Source organism: Lactococcus hircilactis, assembly GCF_009601015.1.
In the GTDB taxonomy this organism is placed as follows: Bacteria; Bacillota; Bacilli; order Lactobacillales; family Streptococcaceae; genus Lactococcus; species Lactococcus hircilactis.
In genome coordinates this window covers 66,874-91,465 of sequence record NZ_WITJ01000012.1, presented here as the reverse complement: position 1 = coordinate 91,465, position 24,592 = coordinate 66,874, and the positions used below count along the sequence as shown (strand labels likewise).

At 39.4% G+C, this 24,592-nt stretch carries 18 protein-coding genes; 2 read left to right on the top strand and 16 right to left on the bottom strand.

Features of this window, described 5'->3' with window-relative positions; translation table 11 throughout:
- Positions 1-24 precede the first annotated feature (24 nt).
- From nifJ to GHI93_RS09300, 16 genes are all read right to left on the bottom strand, one after another.
- Entirely contained in the window at positions 25-3,690 is a 3,666-nt protein-coding gene (gene nifJ / locus GHI93_RS09375; RefSeq protein WP_153496793.1) for a pyruvate:ferredoxin (flavodoxin) oxidoreductase, read from the bottom strand.
- A 260-nt stretch (positions 3,691-3,950) separates the two neighbouring features.
- Positions 3,951-5,087 carry an ABC transporter ATP-binding protein gene (locus tag GHI93_RS09370; protein WP_153496792.1) on the bottom strand — a complete coding sequence of 379 codons (1,137 nt, stop codon included), beginning with the start codon at positions 5,085-5,087 and terminating at the stop codon, positions 3,951-3,953.
- A gap of 107 nt (positions 5,088-5,194) precedes the next feature.
- Entirely contained in the window at positions 5,195-8,908 is a 3,714-nt protein-coding gene (gene pulA, locus GHI93_RS09365; RefSeq protein WP_170272428.1) for a type I pullulanase, read from the bottom strand.
- Between the two features lie 236 nt (positions 8,909-9,144).
- Positions 9,145-10,185, bottom strand: a complete 1,041-nt coding sequence (locus GHI93_RS09360; protein ID WP_153496790.1) for a diacylglycerol kinase family lipid kinase — start codon at positions 10,183-10,185, stop codon at positions 9,145-9,147.
- Between the two features lie 53 nt (positions 10,186-10,238).
- Positions 10,239-12,206, bottom strand: coding sequence for an NAD-dependent DNA ligase LigA (gene ligA / locus GHI93_RS09355; RefSeq protein WP_153496789.1), 1,968 nt, complete (start codon positions 12,204-12,206; stop codon positions 10,239-10,241).
- 111 nt (positions 12,207-12,317) lie between these two features.
- Entirely contained in the window at positions 12,318-12,680 is a 363-nt protein-coding gene (locus GHI93_RS09350; RefSeq protein WP_153496788.1) for a RidA family protein, read from the bottom strand.
- A 59-nt stretch (positions 12,681-12,739) separates the two neighbouring features.
- On the bottom strand, positions 12,740-13,654 hold the full coding sequence (locus tag GHI93_RS09345; protein ID WP_153496787.1) for a helix-turn-helix transcriptional regulator: 915 nt from the start codon (positions 13,652-13,654) through the stop codon (positions 12,740-12,742).
- Between the two features lie 98 nt (positions 13,655-13,752).
- Complete coding sequence (locus GHI93_RS09340; RefSeq protein ID WP_153496824.1) at positions 13,753-14,673, bottom strand: Gfo/Idh/MocA family protein; 921 nt, start codon at positions 14,671-14,673, stop codon at positions 13,753-13,755.
- A 157-nt stretch (positions 14,674-14,830) separates the two neighbouring features.
- On the bottom strand, positions 14,831-15,214 hold the full coding sequence (locus GHI93_RS09335) for a Rid family detoxifying hydrolase (RefSeq protein WP_153496786.1): 384 nt from the start codon (positions 15,212-15,214) through the stop codon (positions 14,831-14,833).
- A 36-nt stretch (positions 15,215-15,250) separates the two neighbouring features.
- Entirely contained in the window at positions 15,251-15,889 is a 639-nt protein-coding gene (locus tag GHI93_RS09330) for a thiamine diphosphokinase (protein WP_153496785.1), read from the bottom strand.
- Positions 15,886-16,233 (bottom strand): nucleoside triphosphate pyrophosphohydrolase family protein, encoded by a 348-nt coding sequence (locus GHI93_RS09325; protein ID WP_153496784.1) that lies wholly within the window; start codon positions 16,231-16,233, stop codon positions 15,886-15,888. Before GHI93_RS09325 ends, GHI93_RS09330 begins: the two co-directional genes overlap by 4 nt.
- On the bottom strand, positions 16,230-17,039 hold the full coding sequence (locus GHI93_RS09320) for a CPBP family intramembrane glutamic endopeptidase (protein ID WP_153496783.1): 810 nt from the start codon (positions 17,037-17,039) through the stop codon (positions 16,230-16,232). Before GHI93_RS09320 ends, GHI93_RS09325 begins: the two co-directional genes overlap by 4 nt.
- A 143-nt stretch (positions 17,040-17,182) precedes the next feature.
- Positions 17,183-18,526: an asparagine--tRNA ligase gene (asnS, locus tag GHI93_RS09315; RefSeq protein WP_153496782.1), complete on the bottom strand. Its 1,344-nt coding sequence runs from the start codon at positions 18,524-18,526 to the stop codon at positions 17,183-17,185.
- A gap of 52 nt (positions 18,527-18,578) precedes the next feature.
- Entirely contained in the window at positions 18,579-19,787 is a 1,209-nt protein-coding gene (locus GHI93_RS09310; RefSeq protein ID WP_153496781.1) for a pyridoxal phosphate-dependent aminotransferase, read from the bottom strand.
- A gap of 17 nt (positions 19,788-19,804) precedes the next feature.
- Complete coding sequence (locus GHI93_RS09305) at positions 19,805-20,260, bottom strand: cell wall elongation regulator TseB-like domain-containing protein (protein WP_153496780.1); 456 nt, start codon at positions 20,258-20,260, stop codon at positions 19,805-19,807.
- A 76-nt stretch (positions 20,261-20,336) separates the two neighbouring features.
- A complete protein-coding gene (locus tag GHI93_RS09300; RefSeq protein WP_153496779.1) occupies positions 20,337-22,700 on the bottom strand; it encodes a helicase C-terminal domain-containing protein in 2,364 nt (787 codons plus the stop codon).
- Positions 22,701-22,943: 243 nt separating this feature from the next.
- On the opposite strand from GHI93_RS09300, the gene GHI93_RS09295 reads away from it, so the two are divergent.
- Positions 22,944-23,381: a universal stress protein gene (locus GHI93_RS09295; RefSeq protein ID WP_153496778.1), complete on the top strand. Its 438-nt coding sequence runs from the start codon at positions 22,944-22,946 to the stop codon at positions 23,379-23,381.
- Positions 23,382-23,605: 224 nt separating this feature from the next.
- The gene (locus GHI93_RS09290; protein ID WP_153496777.1) at positions 23,606-24,589 is read left to right on the top strand and encodes a mannose/fructose/sorbose PTS transporter subunit IIB; all 984 of its coding nucleotides are present in this window, start codon (positions 23,606-23,608) and stop codon (positions 24,587-24,589) included.
- The last annotated feature ends 3 nt before the right edge of the window (positions 24,590-24,592 follow it).

Genomic DNA, 24,592 nt, shown 5'->3' with positions numbered 1-24,592 from the left:
TCTATTTTAACTGTCCGCAATGCGTTAGGATTGCGTTGTTTTTGTCGCTTTTTGAGCACGTCTCGCTGCACGTCTTGCTTCTCGCTCTGGATCACTTTTGCGTTCTCGCTTTATCGGTGTTTTGTCAGTGCTGACAGCATCATTTTTGCTTGCAGTTTTCGCTTCGCGTTCAATAAATTTGTCTGCGTCTCCAGACATTCTTGCATATCTCAAAAATCGCTGGCGTGAATCTATTGCTGCTTTCTCATAAAGTGCTTCAGCGTGAGTGTGGTCCACTTTTGCGAGATTTCCAAATCGGGCCTGTTGAAGCAAAAATGGGTGAATTTGACTAAAATCTGGGCGCTTAAAATCCAATGAAAATGGATTTTTTCCCGCTTCTTCAAGTGCTGGATTGTAGCGATAAAGTTGCCAATAGCCACTATTGACAGCAGATTTTGCCTCATCAAGTACCTTGTGCATGCCTTCGTAAAGGCCATGAGAAATACACGGCGTATAAGCGATAATTAAACTTGGACCTTGATGTTTTTCAGCTTCTTCAAAAGCTTTGATGGTCTGCATCATATTTGCGCCTGAGGCAATTTGTGCGACATATACATTGCCATAAGTCATCGCCATCGCTCCTAAATCCTTTTTTGCACTCGCTTTTCCACCAGAAGCGAATTGAGCAATCGCACTCGCTGGCGTGGCTTTTGAAACTTGTCCTCCGGTGTTTGCATAAACTTCATTATCCATCACCAGAATATTGACATCTGCTCCTGATGCAATCACGTGGTCAAGTCCACCAAATCCGATGTCATACGCCCAACCATCACCACCAAAAATCCATTGACTGGGTTTGACAAATTGATCGCTTTGCTGGTAAATTTCTGTCAGTGCTGACGAATGATTTTTTTCGCGCTCAAGGAGTGCTTTCATTTTCTCAGCACGTGCGCGCGTTCCGTTGGAATCAAACACGTGTTCGACCCAATCTTTTGCAAGTTCTTGAAGGTCACTTGACATTTCTGTCAGTGCTGACAAGACTTCTCCTGCCAATTTTTGACGCCGATTGACAGAGGATAAATACATGCCATAGCCATATTCTGCATTATCTTCAAACAATGAATTTGACCATGCAGGACCGTGTCCTGCATCGTTTGTCGTGTACGGCGTTGCCTGTGTCCCTCCATAAATTGAGCTGCACCCTGTTGCGTTTGAAATCATCATCCGATCTCCAAACATTTGCGTCAAAAGCTTGATGTACGGCGTTTCACCACAGCCTGAACATGCGCCTGAAAATTCAAACAACGGTTGATTAAATTGTGTGCTGCTCGGTGTCAAACGGTTGGCTAATGGATTATCTTTTGCTTTTAAAGTCATCGCAAAAGCCCACTGAATCGCTTGGTCTTTTTGACTCTCATACGGCATCATCTTTAAAGCTTCTCCTTTTTTAGGACACGCCTCAACACAAAGTCCACATCCAGTACAATCCTCAACAGAAACCTGAATGCGATAACTCAACCCTTGTGCATTTTTAAAATCCATCACTTTAAAGCCTTCTGGTGCAGTATTCCACTCCTCTTCATCCACCAAAAATGGTCGAATCGCAGCATGTGGACAGACAAACGCACATTCATTACATTGAATACACGCTTGTGCATTCCATTGCGGCACTTCAAGCGCAATTCCTCTTTTTTCACTCGCTGCTGTTCCTAATGGCGAATTTCCCCGCTCAAGTCCATTATCAATCAAATTCCCAACCGACAATGCATCGCCTTCAAAAGCATTCACTTGATCCAAGAAATTGAAAACGTATTTTTTATGCGCTACTTCGCGCTTCATGTGCTCAACTGGCACTTCTTGATCTTTGCTTTCTCTTAGTTCAACCTGATGAAGCTCTGAGAGTGCATCTGCCATTGCAGACAAATTTTGATTCACGATTGTTGGTGATTTTTTAGCGTATTTTTGAGCATCTTTTTTGAGCAGATCATAAACTTCATTAAATGGCATTATCCCCGTCAATTTAAAGAAGGCCACTTGCATGATGGTATTAATGCGGCGTTCTAAGCCATTTTGACGTGCAATTTTCATTGCATCAATGCGGTAGAATTTAATGTTTTTATCCAATAGTGCAGCTTTAAGTGCAGGCGGTAAGTGCTGAGATAATTTCTCATCATCCCAACTTGTATTTAATAAGAAAATCCCTCCCGTTTTAAGTCCTTTAATGAGATCATAACGATGAATATAAGTCATATTGGAACACGAAATAAAATCACTTTTTACTTGCATGTACTCTGATAAAATGGGCTGATTTCCAAAACGCAAATGACTGATCGTTAATCCTCCTGATTTTTTCGAATCATACTCAAATGCCCCTTGAACATACTGATTGGTATGGTCTCCAATGATTTTGATTGCAGCTTTATTTGCCCCGACTGTCCCATCTGATCCAAAGCCCCAAAATTTCGCCTGATAAATCTCTGACGGTGTCAAATCAAGCACTTCATTGACATCAAGAGACAAATGCGTCACATCATCTACAATGCCAATCGTAAAATTTCGCTTTGGATTTTTTTTGGTTAATTCTGAAAAGACCGCCATGATATGTTCTGGACGTGTTTCTTTTCCACCAATGCCGTATCTCCCACCACTGATTTTGATGGCGCGATCATGCAACACATTTTGAACATCCAAAAATAAAGGCTCTCCACTTGATCCAGATTCTTTTGTCCGATCAAGTACCGCAACACTTTTTACAGTTTTAGGTAATTTTTCAAGTATTTTTTCAGCTGGAAATGGCCGATACAAATGCACATTCAAAAATCCAACTTTTCTTCCATTGGCATTTAATTCATCTACTGTTTGCATGATGGTTCCTGCTACAGAACCCATACTTACAATCACTTCTGTCGCTTGTTCATCCCCATAATAATTCACCAAATCATAGTCCGTGCCGCGCAGTTGGTTGATTTTTCCCATGTATTTTTCGACAATCGCAGGTAAAGCATCATAATACCGATTGACAATTTCACGCTGCTGAAAATAGAGGTCCGCATTTTGGTTGGTTCCTGAAACACTCGGATGATCTGGATTCATCGCCAATTTGCGAAAAGCCTCCAGTTTCTCTTGAGGAATTAAGGGGACTAAATCTTCATAAGCGAGTACCTCAATTTTTTGAATTTCATGAGACGTTCGAAATCCATCAAAAAAGTTCAAAAATGGAAGTGATCCATCAAGCGCTGCTAAATGCGCCACAGCAGACAGATCCATGACCTCTTGAACAGAGGATTCTGCAAGCAGCGCAAAACCAGTGCTTCGCGCTGCCATGACATCCGATTGATCTCCAAAAATATTGAGTGCTCCTGCTGCTACTGCACGCGCAGCAACATGAATTACTGCAGGGAGTAATTCTCCCGCCATTTTATACATGTTGGGCAACATCAAAAGAAGTCCTTGTGAAGCGGTAAATGTCGTGCCTAAACTCCCTGTTTTCAAAACACCATGAAGCGCTCCTGCTGCTCCAGCTTCAGATTGCAATTCCGTGAGTTTAACAGGCTGTCCCCAAATATTTTTACGTCCTGCTGTCGCCCAATCATCAACATTATCCGCCATCGGAGAACTTGGTGTGATGGGATAAACCACAGCGATTTCTGAAAAAGCATACGCCACGTGTGCAGCAGCCATGTTTCCATCCATTGTTTTTTGTTCTGACATTTTATAATCCTTTTTGCAGAGCAATTATTTGATCTATTTATCAGAAAAAACGGTGTCGATGAATTTTCTGTACTCAAGACTAGTGAAGTGAAGTGAAACAAATCAAGCGCTTTGCGTTTATTATAAATTTTGACTGCTTCTATTTTAACATTTTTCTTCCAAAATAATTACCCAACACAGTGTCAATTAACTTTTACAAAATGAAAAAAGTTCTGTCAGTACTGACAGAACTCATTAAGAGGAAAACGTGAGGGAACTTCTTATTCGTGAATGCGTTTTTCTGTTTCTACATCAAAGAAGTGTGCTTTACTTAGGTTGAGTGCCACAGTGATTTTTTCACCTGGATTACGGAAATCACGCGCCTCAACACGGGAGACAAATTCAGCTGACCCGGTCTTTAAATAAAGCATTGTTTCAGCACCAAGCAATTCAGAAACCACCACTTCTGCTTCGACATTTTGATTTGGATAAGCTTCCATTGCAAGATTGCTAGATTGTACATCTTCTGGACGAATGCCAAGAATAACTGCTTTTCCATCATAACCAGCATCTTTGAGCAATTTTTGTTTGCCTTCTGGAAGGTCAATATTAATCCCTTCAGCATTGACCAATTTATTGCCAGATACTGTGACATTAAAGAAATTCATGGCAGGACTTCCGATAAATCCAGCGACGAATTTATTTGCAGGTTCGTTATAAAGTTCTTGTGGAGATCCGATTTGCTCCACACGTCCAACTGTTCCTGTTTTATCTGAATTTGGTGTGGAGGACATGATGACAATCCGGTCAGCAAGTGTCATTGCTTCTGTTTGGTCGTGAGTAACATAGATGGTTGTAGCTCCGATACGACGGTGAATTTTAGCAATTTCAGTCCGCATAGATACACGAAGTTTAGCATCTAAGTTTGAGAGTGGTTCATCCATCAAAAAGACTTTCGCATCACGGACAATCGCACGTCCCATTGCAACACGTTGGCGTTGTCCACCTGATAAATCTGCAGGTTTACGATCAAGCATATCTGTCAATCCAAGAATCGCTGCTGCTTCATCCACTCGTTTTTTGATGTCATCTTTTTTAAACTTGCGCAACTTCAATCCAAAAGCCATATTATCAAATACAGTCATGTGTGGGTACAATGCGTAGTTTTGGAAAACCATCGCGATATCACGATCTTTAGGTGCAACATCATTCATCACTTTTCCATCAATCTTAAATTCACCTTCTGTGATGTCTTCAAGTCCAGCAACCATCCGCAATGTCGTTGATTTCCCACATCCTGAAGGACCAACAAAAACGATAAATTCTTTATCTTTGATGTCAATGTTGAAATCCTCAACGGCATATTGCGTCGCATTAGGATATTTTTTGTAAATTTTTTCAAGACTAAGTGTTGTCATTTTCTATTTCTCCATGTTTTCTTATGATAATCCAATTGTACTGCAACCGTTTTCTTTGTGCAATGATCAATCTGCACATTTTTTCTATCCTTATTGCACATTTTTTATCATTCCTGCCGTTTTTTAAGTCCTAAAGTCACGCCAAGCAGTGACAAAATCGCCACACCAAACACACTTAACGCACTTTGATCTTCGCTGCCTGTTTTTGGCAGAATTTTTTCTTGAAGTGGCAATGCTTTAACGCCCTGGCCTTCATTTTTTAACGTGACAGCGCTGACACTCGGATTAACCTGGCCTTTTTTTAAAGCTGTATGACGCACTGGATTTTTTGTCAGTACTGACGAATTTGGCGGAGTCAAGACTGGCACTTTTTCTGGAGTCAATCGGAGAATTGTTGCCGACAGAGCATTGACACTCACTGTTGCGGTGTGTAACGTTTGACCTACTGATAAATTGGATGAATCAGAGATTTCAACCAGCGCATCTGAAAAATCGGTTGCAGTATAGTAAGTTCCAGATTTCCCAAGATGAATGGCCTTGTCAGTAGCATTATAAATGACAAGATATTTGATTCCATTTTCAGTGACTTCATAAGTAATAACACCTGATCCAGCAGCAGCGTTGGTGATTTTAACGTGTTGGCTAATCGCATTATAACTGGTCAGTTGAAAGGCAGGATGTGCCTTTCTAAAAGCAATGACACTTTGGATAAAATCAACCATATCAGCATGAGCTGAAAGCAAATCCCAATTGATTTCATTTGCCGTATCTCCTGTATTATACGAATTTGCAGCAGCATTAAATTCATCTTGATCAATGACTCCATTACCATTACTGTCTACAACTTTCGTTCGATCAAATTCCTGTCCTGTTTCAATAACCGGAACGCCCTGAGCTAAAAGATTAATTGCATTCGCAAGATTAACTCTGGCATCATGTGTGGCTTGATCATCTTTGGGATTTTCTTTCCAAATCAAATCATTTAACGTTGCGTTATCGTGAACTTCAATAAAATTCATGATTTGTGACGGCGTCAATGCCGAGATTTTTTTATCTTCACTACTTGTGTGTGTCCCTGTGATAACATTAGCTACGGCAGCTTCTGTATCCGTAAAGACACTATTTCCCGTTTGACCATTAACAAATCCAGTTTTTGGATCAGTTTGACTGTAAACATCAGAGCCTTTGATGGCATCACGGGCAATATCATTAAAAACACCCACACCAGGAATTTTTTGAATATTATCTTGATTTGATTTTTCGTTCTCTGGTAAGGCCGTTGTTCCCCCATTCCAGCCCTCACCATAAAGAATGATATTTGGATCAATCTGGGATAATTTTTCACGAATTTTATTCATTGTTCCTGTATCAATCTGCATCATTTGATCAAATCTAAAGCCATCAACATCATACGTATTGACCCAATATAATACAGAATTCACAATATAATTTGAATACATTTCTCGCTCACTTGCGGTATCATTTCCGCAACCAGAACCATTGGAAAGGCGGAAATAATAATTTGGCGCCATGATTTGGAAAGGTGAGAGCGATTGATTCGCTTGGTGGGGATAAACCACATCCATAATGACGCCAAGTCCTGCATCATGTAACCCTTGAACCATCGTTTTAAATTCAGTAATTCGTGTCACAGGATTTGCAGCATCCGTCGAAAAAGATCCTTCTGGAACATTATAATTTTCCGGATCGTATCCCCAGTTTTGTTGCTGTCCTGCGCCTGTTTCATCTACAGAGGCAAAGTCAGCAGCAGGCATGATTTGCACATAATTCACACCCAGTTTTTTCAGATAATCAAGACCCGTTGACGCTCCAGCCGAATTTTTAGTGCCGGATTGAATCACCCCCAAATATTTTCCTTTCTGATTTGATGCCACACCCGAAGTTTTTGAAATCGTAAAATCACGAACATTCATCTCTTGAATGATGGCTTTTGTCGGATCAGAAACACGCCAAGTGGCTTGTGCCCCTTGGACAACTTTAAAATGCTCAGGAATGGTCTCATTGGGATCAATCACAACAGAGCGATGCCCATTCACAATCACAGCAGTAGAATAGGGATCTTGGGTTTCTTTGACAGAACCATCAGCATAAGTCACACGATAAGTATAAACATGATTTTTCATGTCACCAGAAACAACAGTCGTCCAAAGTCCGATCGTATTTTTGCTCAAATCAGTGCTTTGGGTCGTTCCTTGTGTCATCTCAATAACGCGAGCTGGTCTCAGATCCAAATCCTTATCTGTAAGTGTAGAAATCCCATAATCAATGAGTTGCACCTTTGTAACTCCTGTGACATCTGTTGTTGGAGCCCAGACCTTAAAGGTCGTACTTGCTTTAGAATAAAAACTTCCTAAAGTGCCCTCATACGCATAGTGAGCATCAAAAGCCTTCCAATCCATAGTGACAATTTCTTGTGCTTTTTTGTATGCAGCCATTGCCTCTTGTTCTGTAGAATAAATGTGTGTGTTATCTCCAGAAACCACATAAATATCTTTTGGTGATCCATCTTCATTTGGTGCAAAAACAAGATTTTGCGTTTGATTCGCCCAATCATTTCCATTGATGCTTTGACGAATAATCAAACTGACTGAATTAAACGGCGCTGTCGCATTGCCTGCTGTTCCACTCGTATCATAAATGAGCTGCGCTGTATCCCAAACTGTACCATCTTGAGCAGTTTGGGTTCCAGAAAACGTTGGACTTGACGCTGGTGCAGTATTTCCTGCACCATTATTGTCGTCAACCCACTTCCACATGTTCCATCCTTCATATCCATTTGGATTGTAATAATGCACCGTGATGGTAGCAGGGGCTTGATTGACTGTTATGGTTTGCGTGACACGCTCAGGAGCAGTATTTTTTCCTGTGTAAACAACACGATAAGTGCCTGAGGTTAACTCATAACTTCCGTCTGCCTTTGGTGTGATCACTTGATTTGCAGCATCAAGCAGTTGCACTGTCGTTTCATTTCCTAATGAATCTTTGAGTGCGGTTGGATGAAAGGTTTGAGTTGTTTTTCCTGCAAGGATAGATAAGGTTTGATTGGCTGGTACACTCAAGATGCCTTGATCACTTTTTGCCACTTGAAAACTGATGGATTGCGTAGCTGTATCCGTTGTTTTATTCGGTAATGTGTACTCATAACGATAAGAAACCGTCATTGCACCGGGATTTGTGGGAATAAAATGAGCAGGATCATTGATCAGCACCCCATTTACTTCAACTTTAAGTCCTTCTAAACTTGGGAGTTGGTCTGGATTTGATACTGTTGCTGTTAAGTCAAGTGGTGTATCAACGGTTGCATTTGAAATCGTTGGGACTTTAATCGTAGGGATGGTAAATTTTTCATCAGAAGTAACGACATTATCTCCCGTGATATGAATCAGCTCTGATTGTGTCTCTGTCGCTGAGAGATTAATGTTCGTTCCGCCAGTCGCATCTTTGATTTGGGTGCTCCAGTCGCCTTGTTTTTTGACCAAAGTCATCCCAGCTCCAGAGCTTGACACCCCAGAAATCGTAGCCGTGTAATTTTCTGTCCCAGCTACATTTTTTAAGGTGGTCCAGGAATTATCTGAACTTGTCCCTGTCCCCCACACCCATGCTGACAATGTCGGATAGATTGGATCCCCTGACTTCGCAGTGTAAGTAATCTGAACCGTAGAAGCTTCGACTTTCGGATAACTAATAAAGGCACTGCCGACCAATGTGGCAAGAATTGAAGCAGCAAAAAGCCATCTTTTTCCCGATTTCCACGTCCTGAAATGGGGGTTCGTTTGATTTGTTTTTTGATTTGAAAACATCATTTTCTCCTTTTTTCTTAAATAAGCTCATACTTATCTGAAGCTTAAAAATGAAACCGCCTTTATTTTATATCAAAAAATATTATCTTGCAAGCGCAAACGGTTGCATTTTAGAAAATATCACTAAAATTTAATTTTTCGTCATCATTGTGCAATGCAATTTTATGCAAAAAAAAAACAGAAGCTGTTTTTTCACTTTTGTTGTCCTTCTTTATGTATGAAAAAAAGTTTTTGTTTTAGAGTGTTTCGTTTTGGACACGACCTGCTTCTTTGGCAAATTTTTGTGCGACTGCTTCAAGTGCCAAGGATTCTTCATCGCCAATATAATGCTCATCATTGATTTCGTCAAGATTGACAAACATTTCAATGTGATTTTTTAGATTTTTGAATTTAACGGGTGCTTCGCCGCCAAACTCCCCATCCAAATTGATCAAGGTCGGACGTTTTCGCTCAAGCGGCTCTATTTCAATGTGTGAGGATTTAATGTACTCGACATTAATGTCATTTACATGCTTGCCTGAGCCATTGGCGACCATCCCTAAAAGCGCTAAAAGTGAGAAAAAATCATCCGTTTTGACTAAAATGAGTGTAAATTGACCATCATCAAGCTTCGCATCGGGAGCGATTTTTTCAAATCCGCCAACTGAATTGGTCAACGCAACAAAAAACATGGAAATTTTGCCTTCAAAAATTCCGTCATCATATTTTACGCGGACTTTTTCAGATTTCACACGTGGCAAAAGCTCTGCTCCTTTTGACAAATAAGCCAAATAACCAAACATGGTTTTAAGATTGCTAGGCACACTATAAGTCAGCTCCGTCAGTGCTCCGCCAGCAGCGATATTGATGAAAAATTTACTTTCTTTGTCTGCAGTGATGGCTTGCCCGACATCTATATTTAGTGTTTGATGCTTTCCAATGATCTCGACAGCAGCAACAGGATTATTGCGCGGAATTTTGAGTGCGCGTGCAAAATCATTGGTAGTCCCAGTGGGAATGATGGCGAGTTGCGGTCGTTTTTTGAACTCTGCAATGCCGCTGACTACTTCATTGATGGTCCCGTCTCCGCCAGCAACCACAATCAAATCAAAACCTGCTAAAGTCGCACGTTTTGCTTCTTTTTCTGCGGATTTTGAATCAATTTTTGTTTGAAATGCGGAAGCTTCATAACCAAAACTTTCTAATTTTTCTAAAACATCCGCCACATTTTTTTTCATTATCTCTTGACCGCTTGAAGGATTATAGATCAGGCGTGCACGACGTTTATTTTCTTTCATTTTTTTCTCATCTTTTGTTGTTTATTTTTTTTAAAAACTAAACATCTGTTTTATTATAAATTGATCAACGCTTCTTCTGACCAAATTTCGATGCCCAGTGCTTGAGCCTTCAAAAGTTTTGATCCTGCCTCACTTCCTGCAACAACAAGCGCTGTTTTTTTTGAAACTGACCCAGAAACAGTGGCGCCAAGTGCTTCTAATTTTTCTTTTGCTTGTGTCCGTGTCAGTGTGTTTAATTTTCCTGTCAGAACGACTGTTTTTCCTGATAAAATGCTGTCAGTACTGACAACAGTCCCTAAATAATCAAAGTTCAGTCCCGCGTTTTCGAGTTCATTCAGTAATTTTTGAGCGCCTGCAGTTTCAAAATAAGTCGTCACAGAACGCGCAATCACCTCGCCTAATGACGGGATATTCGCGATTTTTTCTTCACTGGCTTGTGCTAAAGTTCTGAGGTTCAAAAATTCTTCCATCAAAAGCTTTGCTGCTTTTGCACCGACATGACGAATGCCCAAACCAAAAAGTAGTTTTTCAGCCGAATTTTCTCGACTGACAGAAATAGCATCCACTATTTTTTGAGCTGATTTGGTTTGAACTTTATCAAGTTCGGCTAATTTTTCAGTCGTCAAAGCGTATAAATCTGACACGTCACTGATTAATTTTTTGTCAAACAATTGTGAAATCACACTTGGACCAAGTCCTACGATGTTCATCGCATTTCGACTGGCAAAATGGATCAAACGCTCACGATTTTGAGCAGGACACAACGGGTTTACGCAGCGGAGTGCGACTTCATCATCAAAATGCAATAAATCCGAGTGACATTCTGGACAAGTCGTTGGGATGGGCATTTCTGTCAGTGCTGACAGCCGCTGATCAAACAATACACGACTGACCGCAGGAATGATATCTCCAGCCTTGTAAATCAAGACCTTATCCCCAATCCGAATGTCTTTTTCACGAATGTAATCAACATTGTGCAATGTTGCTCTGGATACTTTTGTTTGAGCGAGAATCACTGGTGTCATATTAGCTGTTGGTGTTACAACCCCCGTACGTCCGACGGTCCAATCCACAGATAAGATCTCTGTTTGTGCAAGCTCTGCTGGAAATTTATAAGCTATGGCCCATCGCGGAGCTTTTATTGTAAATCCGAGTTCTTCTTGCGTTGCAAGATCATTCACTTTGATGACAACGCCATCAATATCATAAGCCAATTGATCCCGCAACGTTGTTGCACGCTCAATAAACGCCCAAATCTCGTCCATATTTTTTGCAAATTTTCGCTCAGGATTCACTTGAAATCCAAGACTTTCAAAATATTCAAGCACTTCTTCTTGACTGTCATTGGTCGCAGGGCTGGCTTCTTGATAAAGAAAAGTAGCTAAACCACGTTTACCAACAACTTTTGTATCAAGCTGACGCAAAGTTCCTGCTGCTGCATTTCTCGGATTTGCAAAAGGCGGTAGCCCTTCTAATTCTCGCTCATCGTTAAGTTTTGCAAAGTTTTTTCTTGGGAGATAGGCCTCCCCGCGCACGACAATATCAATCGGTTCACGTAGTTTTAGTGGAACGTCTTTGATGCGTTTCACATTTTCTGTAATATTTTCACCTACAGAACCATCACCACGCGTTGCTGCAGTCACTAAATTTCCTTGTTCATAGTATAAAGAGAGAGACAATCCATCAATTTTTAATTCACAAATGTATTCTGGATTCGACACTTCCTTGCGAACACGTGCTTCCCAAACTTCCAACTCTTCTTTTGAAAAAACATCGCCTAAACTGTATAAATTATAAGGATGTTGAAACTTCTCAAAACCAGATAATATCACATCTCCAGTCCGTTTTGTCGGAGAATCTGCACGCACCAAATTAGGATTTTCTAGCTCCAATTTCTCCAATTCACGATACCGTCGATCATATTCTTCATCCTCAACAGATGGGGCATCTTTTGTATAATATTCATAGGCATACTGATTCAATAGGTCCGTTAATGCTTTGATTTTTTGCTCGATAGTCATAGTAATATTTTACCATATTTTGCCCAACAAAAGAGAAAAAAATCGAATTTTTCACCAGTTTTTTCTCATTTTCAAGACTAAAAAAATCTGTCAGTACTGACAGATTTAAACTCATTCATCACTTGACTTGTAACAAATGGCATCGCATTGAAAACGCAAATTTTGATGTGCAAAATTCGTCTGAATTGACTTTCTGACTGGATAATCTCCCAAAAATCGAGATTTAAACACCTCTTCCATAATTGGAATTTCCCAGATGTCAAGCAAAAGTGCATTCAATTGAACAACATTTTCTAAACTTAAATCAAAAAGTTTTAATTTTCTTTCCAGCTCATCTAAACTTGTGGCAACTTGACCTTTCATGTCCAGTTGATCATTTCCTGAACAATAGCCCACAAAATAATAATCTCCTGCTTTTATAATCCCTGAATGTGCCCAATCAGAAACACCGTCTTTACGAATGATTGTTGTCATTTTGATACTCCTTTCTTAATTCCTCTTCATTATAGAATAAAAAAGGTGACAACAGTCTGTCACTTTTCCATTTGCTCAATTATTTTTTTGACCTGTGTGATCATTTTATTTTTTATTTTTTCTGGTGCGATAATTTTGACCGAATCCCCAAAACTGAGTAGAAGTCCAAACCAAAGTCGTTCTGATTCAACAACATCAAATGAACAGATAAAATTTCCCCGTTCATCAACAGATAAAATTGAAGGTCTAAAGTATTCCATTATTTCACTTTTGATTTCTTTTTCACAAAATAATGTGAGTTTTGTTTTTGGACGTGCGTCGTTTTTCCAACATTCTTCCACAAATTGTGCCTTGTCTTGTATCTCTTTTTGCAGCTGTTTTTTTGTTACACGCAACTCCGACATCCGACTCAGCTTAAATATTCGAGTCTGTTGACACTGCATATCATGCGCAATCAAATACCAGCTGTACCACCGATAATTGAGTGCAATTGGTTCGACCTCTCGCTCTTTTTCACTGTTTTTATAATGAAATAAAATGACTTTTTTTTGAGCAATCGCCGCTGTAATTTGCTTTGTCAGTACTGACAGAAACTCATTTTCTCGAACAATACCAAAATCAACCAAAACATCCTCTGAAATTGATGGATGTGGCATTTTCACCTGTATTTTGTTCATCGTATGTTCTAAATTTTCATCTTCAAGAACGGTTTGCAAAGTTTTTAATGCCTCCCAGACATTTTTGAAATCTTGAGCATTTGTCAGCGTTTGATTCAACTCAAAAGTATCAAGCAGCTCATATCCTCCTTTAATTCCAGAAGTTGAAAAGACCGGAATTCCTGATAAACTCAATGTTTCCATATCTCGTATAATCGTTCGTTTTGACACTTCAAATTTTTGAGCAAGTTGTTGAGCACTCACGTGCTGGTGCCGAAGTAAATAAAAAATAATTCCCAATAATCGCTCAATTTTCATCACTTTTTTCCTTTTTTCTTTTTTCAAAAAATCTGTCAGTACTGACAGATTTTAAAAAACAGAGCACTTCTTTCTTTTTAGAATTAAGAAAAGAGCATTCATTTTTCACCAAGCATTTCGGCGATAATTTCGTGAGTTTTGAGGATGTTTTCTTGTTTGAGTTTTTTTAGTTGTGCAGTCCGATTTTTAGGGTCATAGTCACTGACAGCTTGCAGCATCTCACACAAAAGCTCCTCAAAGCCACGATTGACTGGTGCAGAGTTCCATCCGTTGGGATGCGAAATGTGACGTCCTTGTGTCGTTAGTATTTCTAATTCAGTCAAATCTGTAACGATGGACGTTGCAGCACTTGATTCAACTTCAAACGTTTCTTTGTATGCGCCAGAATCCAAATTCATGCTCGCAATTCCGCTCGTTGTCGCCGTTTCAAGAAACACGCATGCACGTGCCAAATTTCCCTGATCATCCAGCTTCAACCGATACTGATACTGTTCAATCTCATCATCCAACAAGTAAATCAATGTATCTAATGGATGACTAAAAATATCATACAGTTGAAACCTGATTTCTCCTTTATGATCTGCTAAATTTTTTGTGATCTTAATGACATTTTTATGCGGCATCGCTTTTAGTTTCTGTGTTTGAGGGGCAAAACGTCTGTTAAATGCAATCACAAACAAAACCTCTTTTGCTTTTGCAATGTCATAAAGTTCACGCACTTCATTGAAATTTTCAGAAATTGGTTTATCCATCAACACATGAACCCCTGCAGATAAATAGCGTTTAGCCAACTCAAAATGCTGGCTGGTTGCTGCATGAATCATGACTAAATCCACTGTTTCCAATGCTGCAAGGTCTGTTGTTGCATACTCAAACTTGTATTTTTTGCGATATTCTTCTGCTTTTTCCCATGTTCTTGAATAAAGAATAAAGCGATGCTCATCTTGCAAACTCGCATAAACAGGCAGATAAGCTTTACTGGCAATAGTTGATGTCGCTCCGATTACTCCAATGATCATTTCTTTTGACCGCTCCTTATTTTTCTCTATTTTATCATTTTCCATTGAAAAAAACCGTTTTCACTCTTTAGTGATCTCATAAGATTCAAAAAAATGGGACTTCATCGAGCACCATTTTTTCATCATCCGTTTTATCAAAGAGCGATTACCTTTCTCTTTACACTGGAATTTCAGCAATGACTTCGACTTCAACCAAAGCATTTTTTGGTAATCCAGCAACGCCAACAGCAGAACGCGCAGGAAATGATTTTCCCAATGCTTTACTGTATTCTGCATTAAAGCGTGCAAAATCTGAGATATTGGTTAAATAGCAGGTTGCCTTAATCAGATGATCCACATCTGTATGAGCGGCTTCAAGCAATGCGGTGACATTGGCCATGACCTGAGTGGTTTGTGCTTCGATGGTTTCTCCCACAAGCTCCCCCGTCGCTGGATCTAGTGCAATTTGACCAGAAGCAAATAAAATTCCATTGACAATTCTTCCTTGAACATAAGGACCGATTGCCGCAGGTGCCTTTTGAGTTGAAATTTCTTTTGACATTTTTTCTCTCTTTTCGTTTGTTATTTTATTATTTTATCACTTTTTTGGAATTTCATCCTTAGTATAAATCACGATAAGCATTCCTTTTTTGTGACTGATGGTCATTGTATCTGTGAGAAATTCATTACTGGTATAGATCGTTTTGAAATTATCTGCTGCTTTGAGCGGATATTTTGCTCCCGTGATTTCTAAACTCTCTCCTGTATCGACTTGGACAAATCCAATATATTTCATCCCCTCAAGTCGCTTTAGTATATATGTTCCACAAGGATAGTAACGAATCACATTTTGAGCATTCACCAGCTGGATTTGCCTTGCGTGTGCCCGATACGTTGATGTGGTCGGCAGATAGAGATTTGATAACATGTGATCCATCCGTCCCCCAAGCGCACCGATAATCGTCACTTTTGCATCATCAGAAATCTCAAAAGCCTGATTCAATGCGATTTCTAAATCCGTATCATCTTTTTTTTCTGGTAATTTCAAAAGTTTACGACTTTGATTTTTGATCTTTAAAAAATCGTCAGCACTGACAGAATCAAAATCCCCCACAGCCAGATCTGGACGAATTCCAAAATGAAGCAAGTGAAGATTTCCCGCATCAACACCAATCACAACATCATAAGAACCCGTAATTTCATCAATTGGCATCCCCGCTACAATCAGTATTTTCATCGCTCATCTCCACTCCCAGAAATTTTTCCGCGCTGAATTCGGCGTTCTAATTTTTCGATATTTCCTAGTGCGACTGACTCCAAATCAATTCCCAAATAGCGCGCAACACTCGCTAAATACCAAAGCACATCTCCCAATTCTTTTTGGATTGCCACTTTATTCTCAGATAAAATCATGCCATTTTGATCTCGGATCAATTTTTTTACCTTGTCTGCGACCTCTCCAGACTCTCCACTTAAACCTAAAACCTTATCCAAAAACGCAAAATCAACCTGTGAAATTCCATGAATCGGTCCGTCAACATCGAATTTTATGATTTTTTCTTGATACTCATTCAAATTCATTTCCCAAGTCCCCTTTTTAGCGTGCTGTCAGTACTGACAGGATTTTCAAGGCGTATTTTAAATAACCGCAACTGCTTTTTTCCTGTCAGATAATAAGCAACAACAATCACGCCAAACACTACATAGAGCTGCAACACCGTTTGTGGTGTCGCCATTGTCGAATCCATCTTCCCACCAGAAATAAAGAATGCTGCAAAATCTTGTAATCCATGCGCAACGATCGGATAAATTAATGCATTGGATTTGAGATAAAGTAATCCCAAAAATGCCCCCAATGGGATCGCATATAATACCTGAAGTCCAACATTATAAAATGAATTATGCAAAAGATTGATGAAATGGACTGCACCAAATAATACTGAAGAAACACACAATGCAACAAGTACAGAGCTTCCACTTGAAACCATTTTCCCAAGAATCAGCCCTCTAAAAATAAACTCTTCAGCACAACCAATCGTGAGTGCAAGCACTAAAGCAAGCGCACTTTCTGAAAATGAAAGACTGGCTTTTTTCATCCCACTCAACTCCGTCATCACAAGCACCACGAGAATCAACCACGTGTACCACATCAAACCAAACCCTTTTAATAACGGATATTTTTCAAATAAGATTTTTTGTTTCACCACTTTTTGATTGAGAACAATAAAAACAAAAAGCATCGCAAGCTCCAAAATCAACTGAACAAAGAAATAACCTAGCATCCCTTTTGTGATTGGCTTTAATAATTGGCCAATTCCTAGCATTACGAGCTTTTCAACGGCAAAAAACGCCAATAGTGTCCCAAAAACAAGTCCGACTTTTTTCATTTTTTCTCCTTTTTACTGCTTTAATTATTATACCATTAATGATTTAAAAAAATACAATGCTTATAATGCTTTGAAAATTTTTTATTTTCTTTAAAAAAAATCTCCCATCGTCCGATGAGAAACTTATCGTTTTTGGGCATCCCTTAAGGATGGATACGATTAATCATCCGTGGAAATGGAATGGCTTCACGAATGTGTTCAGTCCCAGCGACAAACGTCACCATCCGCTCAAGACCAAGTCCAAATCCAGCATGAGGAACAGAACCAAATTTACGAAGTTCTAAATACCAATCATAATCTTTAGGATCTAAACCGAAATCAGCAATTTTCTTAAGTAACAAATCATAATCTGTTTCACGTTCTGAACCACCAATGATTTCACCATAACCTTCTGGTGCCAACAAATCAGCACACAAGACACGTTCTGGGTTACCAGGGACTGGTTTCATGTAGAACGCTTTGAAACTTGCAGGATAGTTGACGATAAATGTTGGCAGACCATAGTAGTTTGAAATCCATGTTTCATGAGGCGAACCAAAATCATCTCCATGTTCGACGTGCTCATAGTCTGTATCATCATCATTTTCGTGGGCTTGCAACAAATCTATCGCATCATCATACGACACACGTTTGAAAGGTGTATCAATATACTTTTGCAACTTACTTGTATCACGTTCAAGGGTTTCAAGCGCATAAGCCGCATTGTCCAAAACACCTTGAATCATCGCTTTCACATAAGCTTCTTGAATATCCAATGATTCATCATGAGTAACAAAGGGATATTCTGCATCCATCATCCAAAACTCAGTCAAATGACGACGTGTTTTTGATTTTTCAGCACGGAATACTGGTCCAAAGTCAAAAACACGTCCAAGCGCCATTGCCCCAGCTTCAAGATAAAGTTGCCCTGATTGTGACAAGAACGCAGAATTTCCAAAATAATCTGTTTCAAAGAGTTCTGTTGTGTTTTCAGCAGCATTTCCTGACAAAATCGGACTATCGAACTTAATGAAGCCGTTTTTCGCAAAGAAATCATAGCTTGCATAGATGATTGCATTACGAACTTGCATCATTGCCATTTGACGTTTTGAGCGCAACCATAAATGACGGTTATCAAGGAGGAATTCAACGCCGTGTTCTTTTGGTGTAATGGGATAATCGTGTGAGTGACCAATCACTTCCAAATCTGTCACATCAAGTTCATAACCAAATTTTGACCGTGAATCTTCTTTAACCACACCAGTCACATAAACTGAAGTTTCTTGTGAGAGATGCTTGATTTCATCAAATTTAGCTGTACCTTCTTCTTCACCAAATTTTTCAATCATATTTGGTTTGAAGACAACAGCTTGGAAAAATGCTGTGCCATCGCGCAATTGAAGAAATTGAAGTTTCCCTTTGCCTGATTTATCAGCAATCCAAGCGCCGATTTTTACTGTTTCGCCGACGTGTGCGCCGACATTTTTAATCGAAATTAAATCTTTCATTTTTAAATCGTCTTTCTATAGTTTGTAAAAGTTGGGGGCAGCGGTTTTAAAATCAATTAGAACTTCCACTCGATTGATTACTTGAATTAATCCAATTTTTAATGCGTGAGACTGCTTCAAGCAAACTCTCAAGATCTGTAGCATAACTCAATCGAATATTTTCAGGCGCACCAAAGCCCGCACCTGTGACTAAAGCCACACCGGCTTCTTCTAAAATCGCTGTGGTAAAATCAGTCACATCATGATACCCTTTCATGGCCATTGCTTGCGTCACTTTTGGAAAGAGATAAAATGCACCGTTAGGTTTGATGACCTCAAATCCTGGAATCTCACACAAAAGCGGATAAATCGTATTGAGTCGTGCTTCAAATTCTTTTCTCATCACTTCAACTTGTGTTTTATCCCCATTTAGCGCTTCAATGGCTGCATATTGACTAATCGCAGCAGGATTTGATGTGGTTTGACTCACAAATTTCGTCATTGCCGCAATAATTTCTGAATCCCCAACAGCAAATCCAATCCGCCAGCCAGTCATCGCGTAAGTTTTTGAAGCACCATTAATCACCATCGTCTGCTGACGAATGGCAGGAGACAAACTCGAAATCGCACTAAATTGGGCATCCCCATAAATCAAATGACAATAAATATCATCTGCCAAAATCAGTAAATCGTGTGCGACCGCCCAATTTCCAATCGCAGTCAGTTCTTCTTGCGTATAAATCATGCCCGTTGGATTAGATGGCGAGTTGAGCAGCAATACTTTCGTTTTGTCAGTAATGACAGCTTCCAATTGATCGACTGTCACTTTAAAATCATGCGCTTGTGTTGCGTGAACAATGACAGGCTTTCCTCTGGACATCTTTACTTGGTCCACATAAGACACCCAACAAGGTGCTGGAATAATTACCTCATCTCCTGGATCTAATACAGCTTGAAAATACGCATACAGCGCAAATTTAGCCCCTGACGTGATTACTATTTCTTTTTGATCTACAGCATACCCATAAAATTTTTGCCAATAATTAGCGACCGCTTGCTTTAATTCTGGAAGTCCACCTGCTTGAGTGTAAAAACTCGCTTTTCCATTCTCAATGGCGCAAATCGCTTGATCTCCAATGTTTTTTGGCGTTTTAAAATCAGGTTGTCCTAACGTCAAATCAATAATATCTCGTCCTTGACTTTTCAATTGTTTCGCACGATTCGCTGCGGCTAAGGTGACAGATTCATCCATACCAAGAACAAAATCAGAACATTTTTTCATTACTTCACTCCCTATTTTTATGCATTCAAAGACAAAATCACATGTCCACTTTTAAAATCATATATTTTAAATCCGCTCGGTAGGTTGACTTGCCAAACGGGCTTATTCTCATAGAGTCCCAAAACAATCGACGTCGTTGTGTTTGTTTTGAGTTGCTCAGGAGAAACTCCTTTAGAGAGGTCAACGACCGTTAAATTTCCTTTGTGCTCTGGTACAATCACTCCAATTTGCTTGTTTTTCTGATCCAAACCAATGACCGCGTATGTCGTTTCATTTGTTGTTGCTACACCAAAAGCTTCTGCTGTTTTCAAGTGCGCCTTTTCTTTTGCAATAGCGATAACCTGTTGACGTGAATAGGTATATGGATGAGTCGCCCCCAAAAAATAAGCGGCAAAGGCAAGATAAACTGCGAGAATGACACTCAAAATACCGATTGTGATTTGTGAAACCACACTCATTTTGTGTTTTCTCATCTCAAATTCCCCTTTTCTTTTTCTTTAAAAATAAAAATCAGTATATATCGCTTCCATTTTCAAGTGCTATTTTTAATTATATCAAAAATTCTAAAATTTCGCTGATTGTATCGCTAAATGGGAGCATTTTTATCGCCATCACATCAGAAATATTGTGGCGCATTTTTTTAGCATAATTCTTTCCTGAAAGGCGTGAATCCAGAATCACAAGCGCTGACTTTTGACGCGGCTTGCGATTGACACGACCAAAAGCTTGTTTTAATTGCAATGTCGCCATCGGTACATTAAAATCATAAAATGGATTTTTAAATCGCGCAGCATATTTTTTCGTTAAAATGTCCTCTGGAGTTGAAAAGGGAAGTCGTGGAATGACTAAAATCATTTTTTTCTGTTGCTCAAAATCAACTCCTTCCCAAAAACTCCCCAACCCAAGCAAAATCTGACATTCCCCTTTATCAAATTTTTTCTTAATATGTGCTGCAGTCCCATTGATGTCCTGCGCTAAGAGATGAAAACCGTCTGCTGAGAGTTTTTCTGCCGTAAACGTGAGCGCCATTTTTGACCGAAACAAAACAACAATTGGAAAGTCAAGTTCAGACAATTGCGCAATCGCTTGGGCAGTGTAATGTGCGTAATCCATCACACTGGTATTCTTCACATTAGGGCTGTCATTAATGACAAAAAGTTTTTGATTTTTGACAGGTTCGCTTTCAATCTTGAAAAAATGATATTCCGAAAATCCAAGGAGTTCAGGAAATAAGGGCTCTTTTTCACTCAGTGAGAGCGTTGCTCCGATCATGAAAAGTTTTGTTTCTTTTGGCACTAATTTTGCAAAATTATAAAAATCTGGGCGACTCGCATAAAGCCGATCCTGCGCTTTAAACACCAAAGCATCAGGCTCGCTTAGCAATTCTGTCAGCGCTGACAGGCCCAATTCTTGCGCATCTAGCCTGATTTTATCCACTTGGATTTCTTTTTTTGAGAGCTGATAGATCAGACTTTCTTGGAGGCGCTTTTTGAGCTGTGATTCTTCTGGATCAATTTTAAGTAATTCATCTGTTAAACGAATGGATTTTTGATTGATTTGCTCCATCATTTGGAATAATTGCTGCGCTTCATCAACAATCAAAACACGATCTTCCAAGAATGTCTCTGGAAAATCAGCCAATCGTTCAATCAAATACGCATGATTGACGACTTTGATGTGTGCATGTTTCGCTTTTTCTTGTGCTTTTGGCCAAAATTCCTGCGCGTAATGCAACTGCTGTTCTCTCACATCTGCGTGATAAGCAACCGCTGTTAAATAATCATCACTCATCATCACTTTTGAAAGTTCATCAAGTTCTCCAGTATTTGTTTGGGTCAGCCACACCAACACTTTCATTTTAAAAATTTCAAAATTTTTGCTCCCTGTATCTTCTTGTAACAGTGTTGAAAAACGCGCAATCGAAATATAATTTTGATTCCCGACGATTTTGGCCATTCTGATGCCAAATTTTTTATACAAAACTGGCGCGACATCACGCATCAATTGATTTTGCAAGAGTTTTGTAGGCGTTGAGATAACGCCTCTTTTTCCTGCAGCAAGAACGGGCAAAAGATACGCAAAAGTTTTTCCCATCCCTGTTGGTGCTTCAATAAAATCAACCGTTTTTGACTCTAGCGCTTGATTTATTTTTTGCGCCAGTACGAGTTGTTTTGGACGTGCAGAAAGTCCCATCGCACTCATATTTTCAGAGAAATCAAAAGAGAGCGATGTCGCTTTCTTTTTTTTCACCTTCATCACCCGCCGTTTTCTTGTTGCAATCTGATTAATCACAAGAAATCCGGCTGGTTTTGCACTTGCAAAAGTAATTTGTTCTCGCAAAAAAAGGGCGGTCTCATAAAGCAAGGCATCCGCGTGCTTAACTAATTCTGTCAGTACTGACAGAGGCAATTGACGTGCTTTTTCTTGCATTTTAATCAGTAATTCCGCTGTTGCATACGCATCTGAAAGAGCTGCATGAGGATGTTCATGTGTCAATTTCAGCCGCTTTCCCAGTGCTTCCATTCCATATTTGTCAAAAGTCGGATAAAAAATCCGTGCTAATTCAACCGTATCCACGCGCGGCACTTCAAAAACAATCCCAAGCGATTGAAAGCTTTTCCACAACAATCCATAATCAAATGCCGCATTGTGCGCCACAAAAACACAATCCTCAAGCAAATCAGCCACTTCTTGTGCAATTTCTGAAAAATCAGGTGCTTTTTTCAACTGCTGATCAGAAAGTCCTGTCAGTTCATGAATTCTCGGCAATAGCGCCCGATGTGGGTTCACATCCGTCGTATAAGTTCCAACAATTTTTCCCTCTTCTACAAAAACAATGCCAATTTGAATAATCTTATTCTCTGTACTATGAGCATCGGTCGCTTCCAAATCCACCACAGCATATCGAGTCATTTCTTTACCTTATTTCTTTGGAGTTTTAGATGAAACATTAAACTTCCATTTCATTCTTCAAGTGCAAGCACTTGAGTATTTTGTTTCCGTTCATTCTTTCAATAAATCATTTTATTTCCACAATGAAACTTACATTTCATTATACCACAATAAAGAAATGAAACAGTTTTCATTTTACAAATCGCAAAAATAAGAGTAAAATGAGAGTATAGATAAAAAAAGATACAAATAAAGGAGTCGCTTATGTTAGATAATTATAAAAAAATCCTCGTCGGTCTTGATGGTTCTGTTGAAGCTACAAAAGCCTTTGATAAAGCTGTCGCGACTGCCCTCCGTAATGATGCTGAATTAGTCATCGCAAACGTTATCGACTTGCGCGCTTTCCAATCTATTTCAGCTTATGACACTGTTGTCGCTGACGATACACATAAAGGTGCTGAAAATCTCATTCAAGATTTCGCTGACGATGCCAGACAAGCTGGTCTCACAAAAGTGAAAACGCGCGTCGAATTTGGCTCCCCAAAGGTCATGCTTGGACAAACCTTACCAAAAGACGAGAATGTCGATTTGATCGTCTTAGGAGCAACTGGATTATCTTATATTGAACGGATTTTCATTGGTTCAGTTGCGGACTATATCATCAAAAATGCCCCATGTGACGTTCTTGTTGTTCGTCAATAAAAAATCTCCCCTCAAACCATTTCTGTCAGTACTGACAGAAATGGTTTTTTTCTTTTTATCAAATTTCTGAGTTCTTTATATAAAACTATTGGAAAAATAAGGAATTACAAATATTTAAAAAAATATCTAAAATAATTCATATAAATTAAGTATATTTCAAATAAATATAGTATAATATCTATGATTAGGCTAGCTGATCATAAAAAAATTTAATGGAGGTTTTGATGAGTATTGGAATTATTCTAGCAAGCCATGGAGAATTTGCCAAAGGAGTGAGGCAATCTGGGACCATGCTTTTTGGAAATCCAGAAAAAGTGGAAGTAATCACTTTTATGCCTGGAGAAGGACCAGAAGATCTTGCAAGAAAGTATCAAGAAGCAATGGCAAAATTTGACCCTGAAGATCAAATTTTGTTTCTCGTTGATTTATGGGGAGGAAGCCCATTTAACGAGGCCAATCGTATTTTCGAGCAACATCAAGAAACAACAGGAATCATTGCAGGATTGAATCTACCCATTTTGATTCAAGCGTATGCTGAGCAAATGAACCCTGATCAAACAGCACAACAAGCAGTAATTAACATTCTTAAAGAAATTAAGACCACAGGCATCAAGGTGCGCCCTGATGAATTACAAAAGCACTACAGCGCACCAGCCCAAGAAATCAAGAAAAACTCAGCCTTCATGCCAGAAGGAACCGTAGTTGGAGATGGAAAAATCAAAGTCGCCTTTGCCCGAATTGATTCTCGCCTTGTTCACGGACAGGTCGCATCTGCATGGACAAAAGAAGTGCATCCAGACCGGATTATCGTCGTTTCTGATCGTGTCTCAAAAGATGATTTACGAAAAAAGCTCTTAAAACAAGCCGCACCAGCTGGTGTCCCAGTCAATATCGTCCCCATCAAAAAAATGGTCGAAGTCCTCAAAGATCCTCGATTTGGAGGACAAAAGATTTTCTTTCTCTTTGAAAGTCCTATCGAAGCCGAAACAGCCATTCGTGCGGGCGTTCCCATCAAAACACTTAATGTCGGTGGAATGGTTCACTCTGAAGGAAAAACACTCATTTCAAAAGCGATTGCAGTTGATCACGAAGACATTGTCGCCTTTGAAAAATTAAAAGAACAAGGTGTTGAACTTGAAGTTCGCCAATTACCAAGTAATAGCAAAGAGAACATTTTCAAATTAATCGAAAATGCCCACCTCAAATAGTAA

Excerpts from the sequence above, each read along its gene's own strand:
- asnS (WP_153496782.1), bottom strand. The coding sequence starts at position 18,526 with ATGAAAGATTTAATTTCGATTAAAAATGTCGGCGCACACGTCGGCGAA.
- GHI93_RS09325 (WP_153496784.1), bottom strand. The coding sequence starts at position 16,233 with ATGAATTTGAATGAGTATCAAGAAAAAATCATAAAATTCGATGTTGAC.
- GHI93_RS09340 (WP_153496824.1), bottom strand. The coding sequence starts at position 14,673 with ATGATCATTGGAGTAATCGGAGCGACATCAACTATTGCCAGTAAAGCT.
- pulA (WP_170272428.1), bottom strand. The coding sequence starts at position 8,908 with ATGTTTTCAAATCAAAAAACAAATCAAACGAACCCCCATTTCAGGACG.
- GHI93_RS09320 (WP_153496783.1), bottom strand. The coding sequence starts at position 17,039 with ATGAAAAAAGTCGGACTTGTTTTTGGGACACTATTGGCGTTTTTTGCC.
- GHI93_RS09335 (WP_153496786.1), bottom strand. The coding sequence starts at position 15,214 with ATGTCAAAAGAAATTTCAACTCAAAAGGCACCTGCGGCAATCGGTCCT.
- GHI93_RS09310 (WP_153496781.1), bottom strand. The coding sequence starts at position 19,787 with ATGAAAAAATGTTCTGATTTTGTTCTTGGTATGGATGAATCTGTCACC.
- GHI93_RS09345 (WP_153496787.1), bottom strand. The coding sequence starts at position 13,654 with ATGAAAATTGAGCGATTATTGGGAATTATTTTTTATTTACTTCGGCAC.
- GHI93_RS09360 (WP_153496790.1), bottom strand. The coding sequence starts at position 10,185 with ATGAAAGAAAATAAACGTCGTGCACGCCTGATCTATAATCCTTCAAGC.
- GHI93_RS09305 (WP_153496780.1), bottom strand. The coding sequence starts at position 20,260 with ATGAGAAAACACAAAATGAGTGTGGTTTCACAAATCACAATCGGTATT.
- nifJ (WP_153496793.1), bottom strand. The coding sequence starts at position 3,690 with ATGTCAGAACAAAAAACAATGGATGGAAACATGGCTGCTGCACACGTG.
- GHI93_RS09330 (WP_153496785.1), bottom strand. The coding sequence starts at position 15,889 with ATGAAAATACTGATTGTAGCGGGGATGCCAATTGATGAAATTACGGGT.
- GHI93_RS09350 (WP_153496788.1), bottom strand. The coding sequence starts at position 12,680 with ATGACAACAATCATTCGTAAAGACGGTGTTTCTGATTGGGCACATTCA.
- GHI93_RS09295 (WP_153496778.1), top strand. The coding sequence starts at position 22,944 with ATGTTAGATAATTATAAAAAAATCCTCGTCGGTCTTGATGGTTCTGTT.
- GHI93_RS09290 (WP_153496777.1), top strand. The coding sequence starts at position 23,606 with ATGAGTATTGGAATTATTCTAGCAAGCCATGGAGAATTTGCCAAAGGA.
- GHI93_RS09300 (WP_153496779.1), bottom strand. The coding sequence starts at position 22,700 with ATGACTCGATATGCTGTGGTGGATTTGGAAGCGACCGATGCTCATAGT.
- GHI93_RS09370 (WP_153496792.1), bottom strand. The coding sequence starts at position 5,087 with ATGACAACACTTAGTCTTGAAAAAATTTACAAAAAATATCCTAATGCG.
- ligA (WP_153496789.1), bottom strand. The coding sequence starts at position 12,206 with ATGACTATCGAGCAAAAAATCAAAGCATTAACGGACCTATTGAATCAG.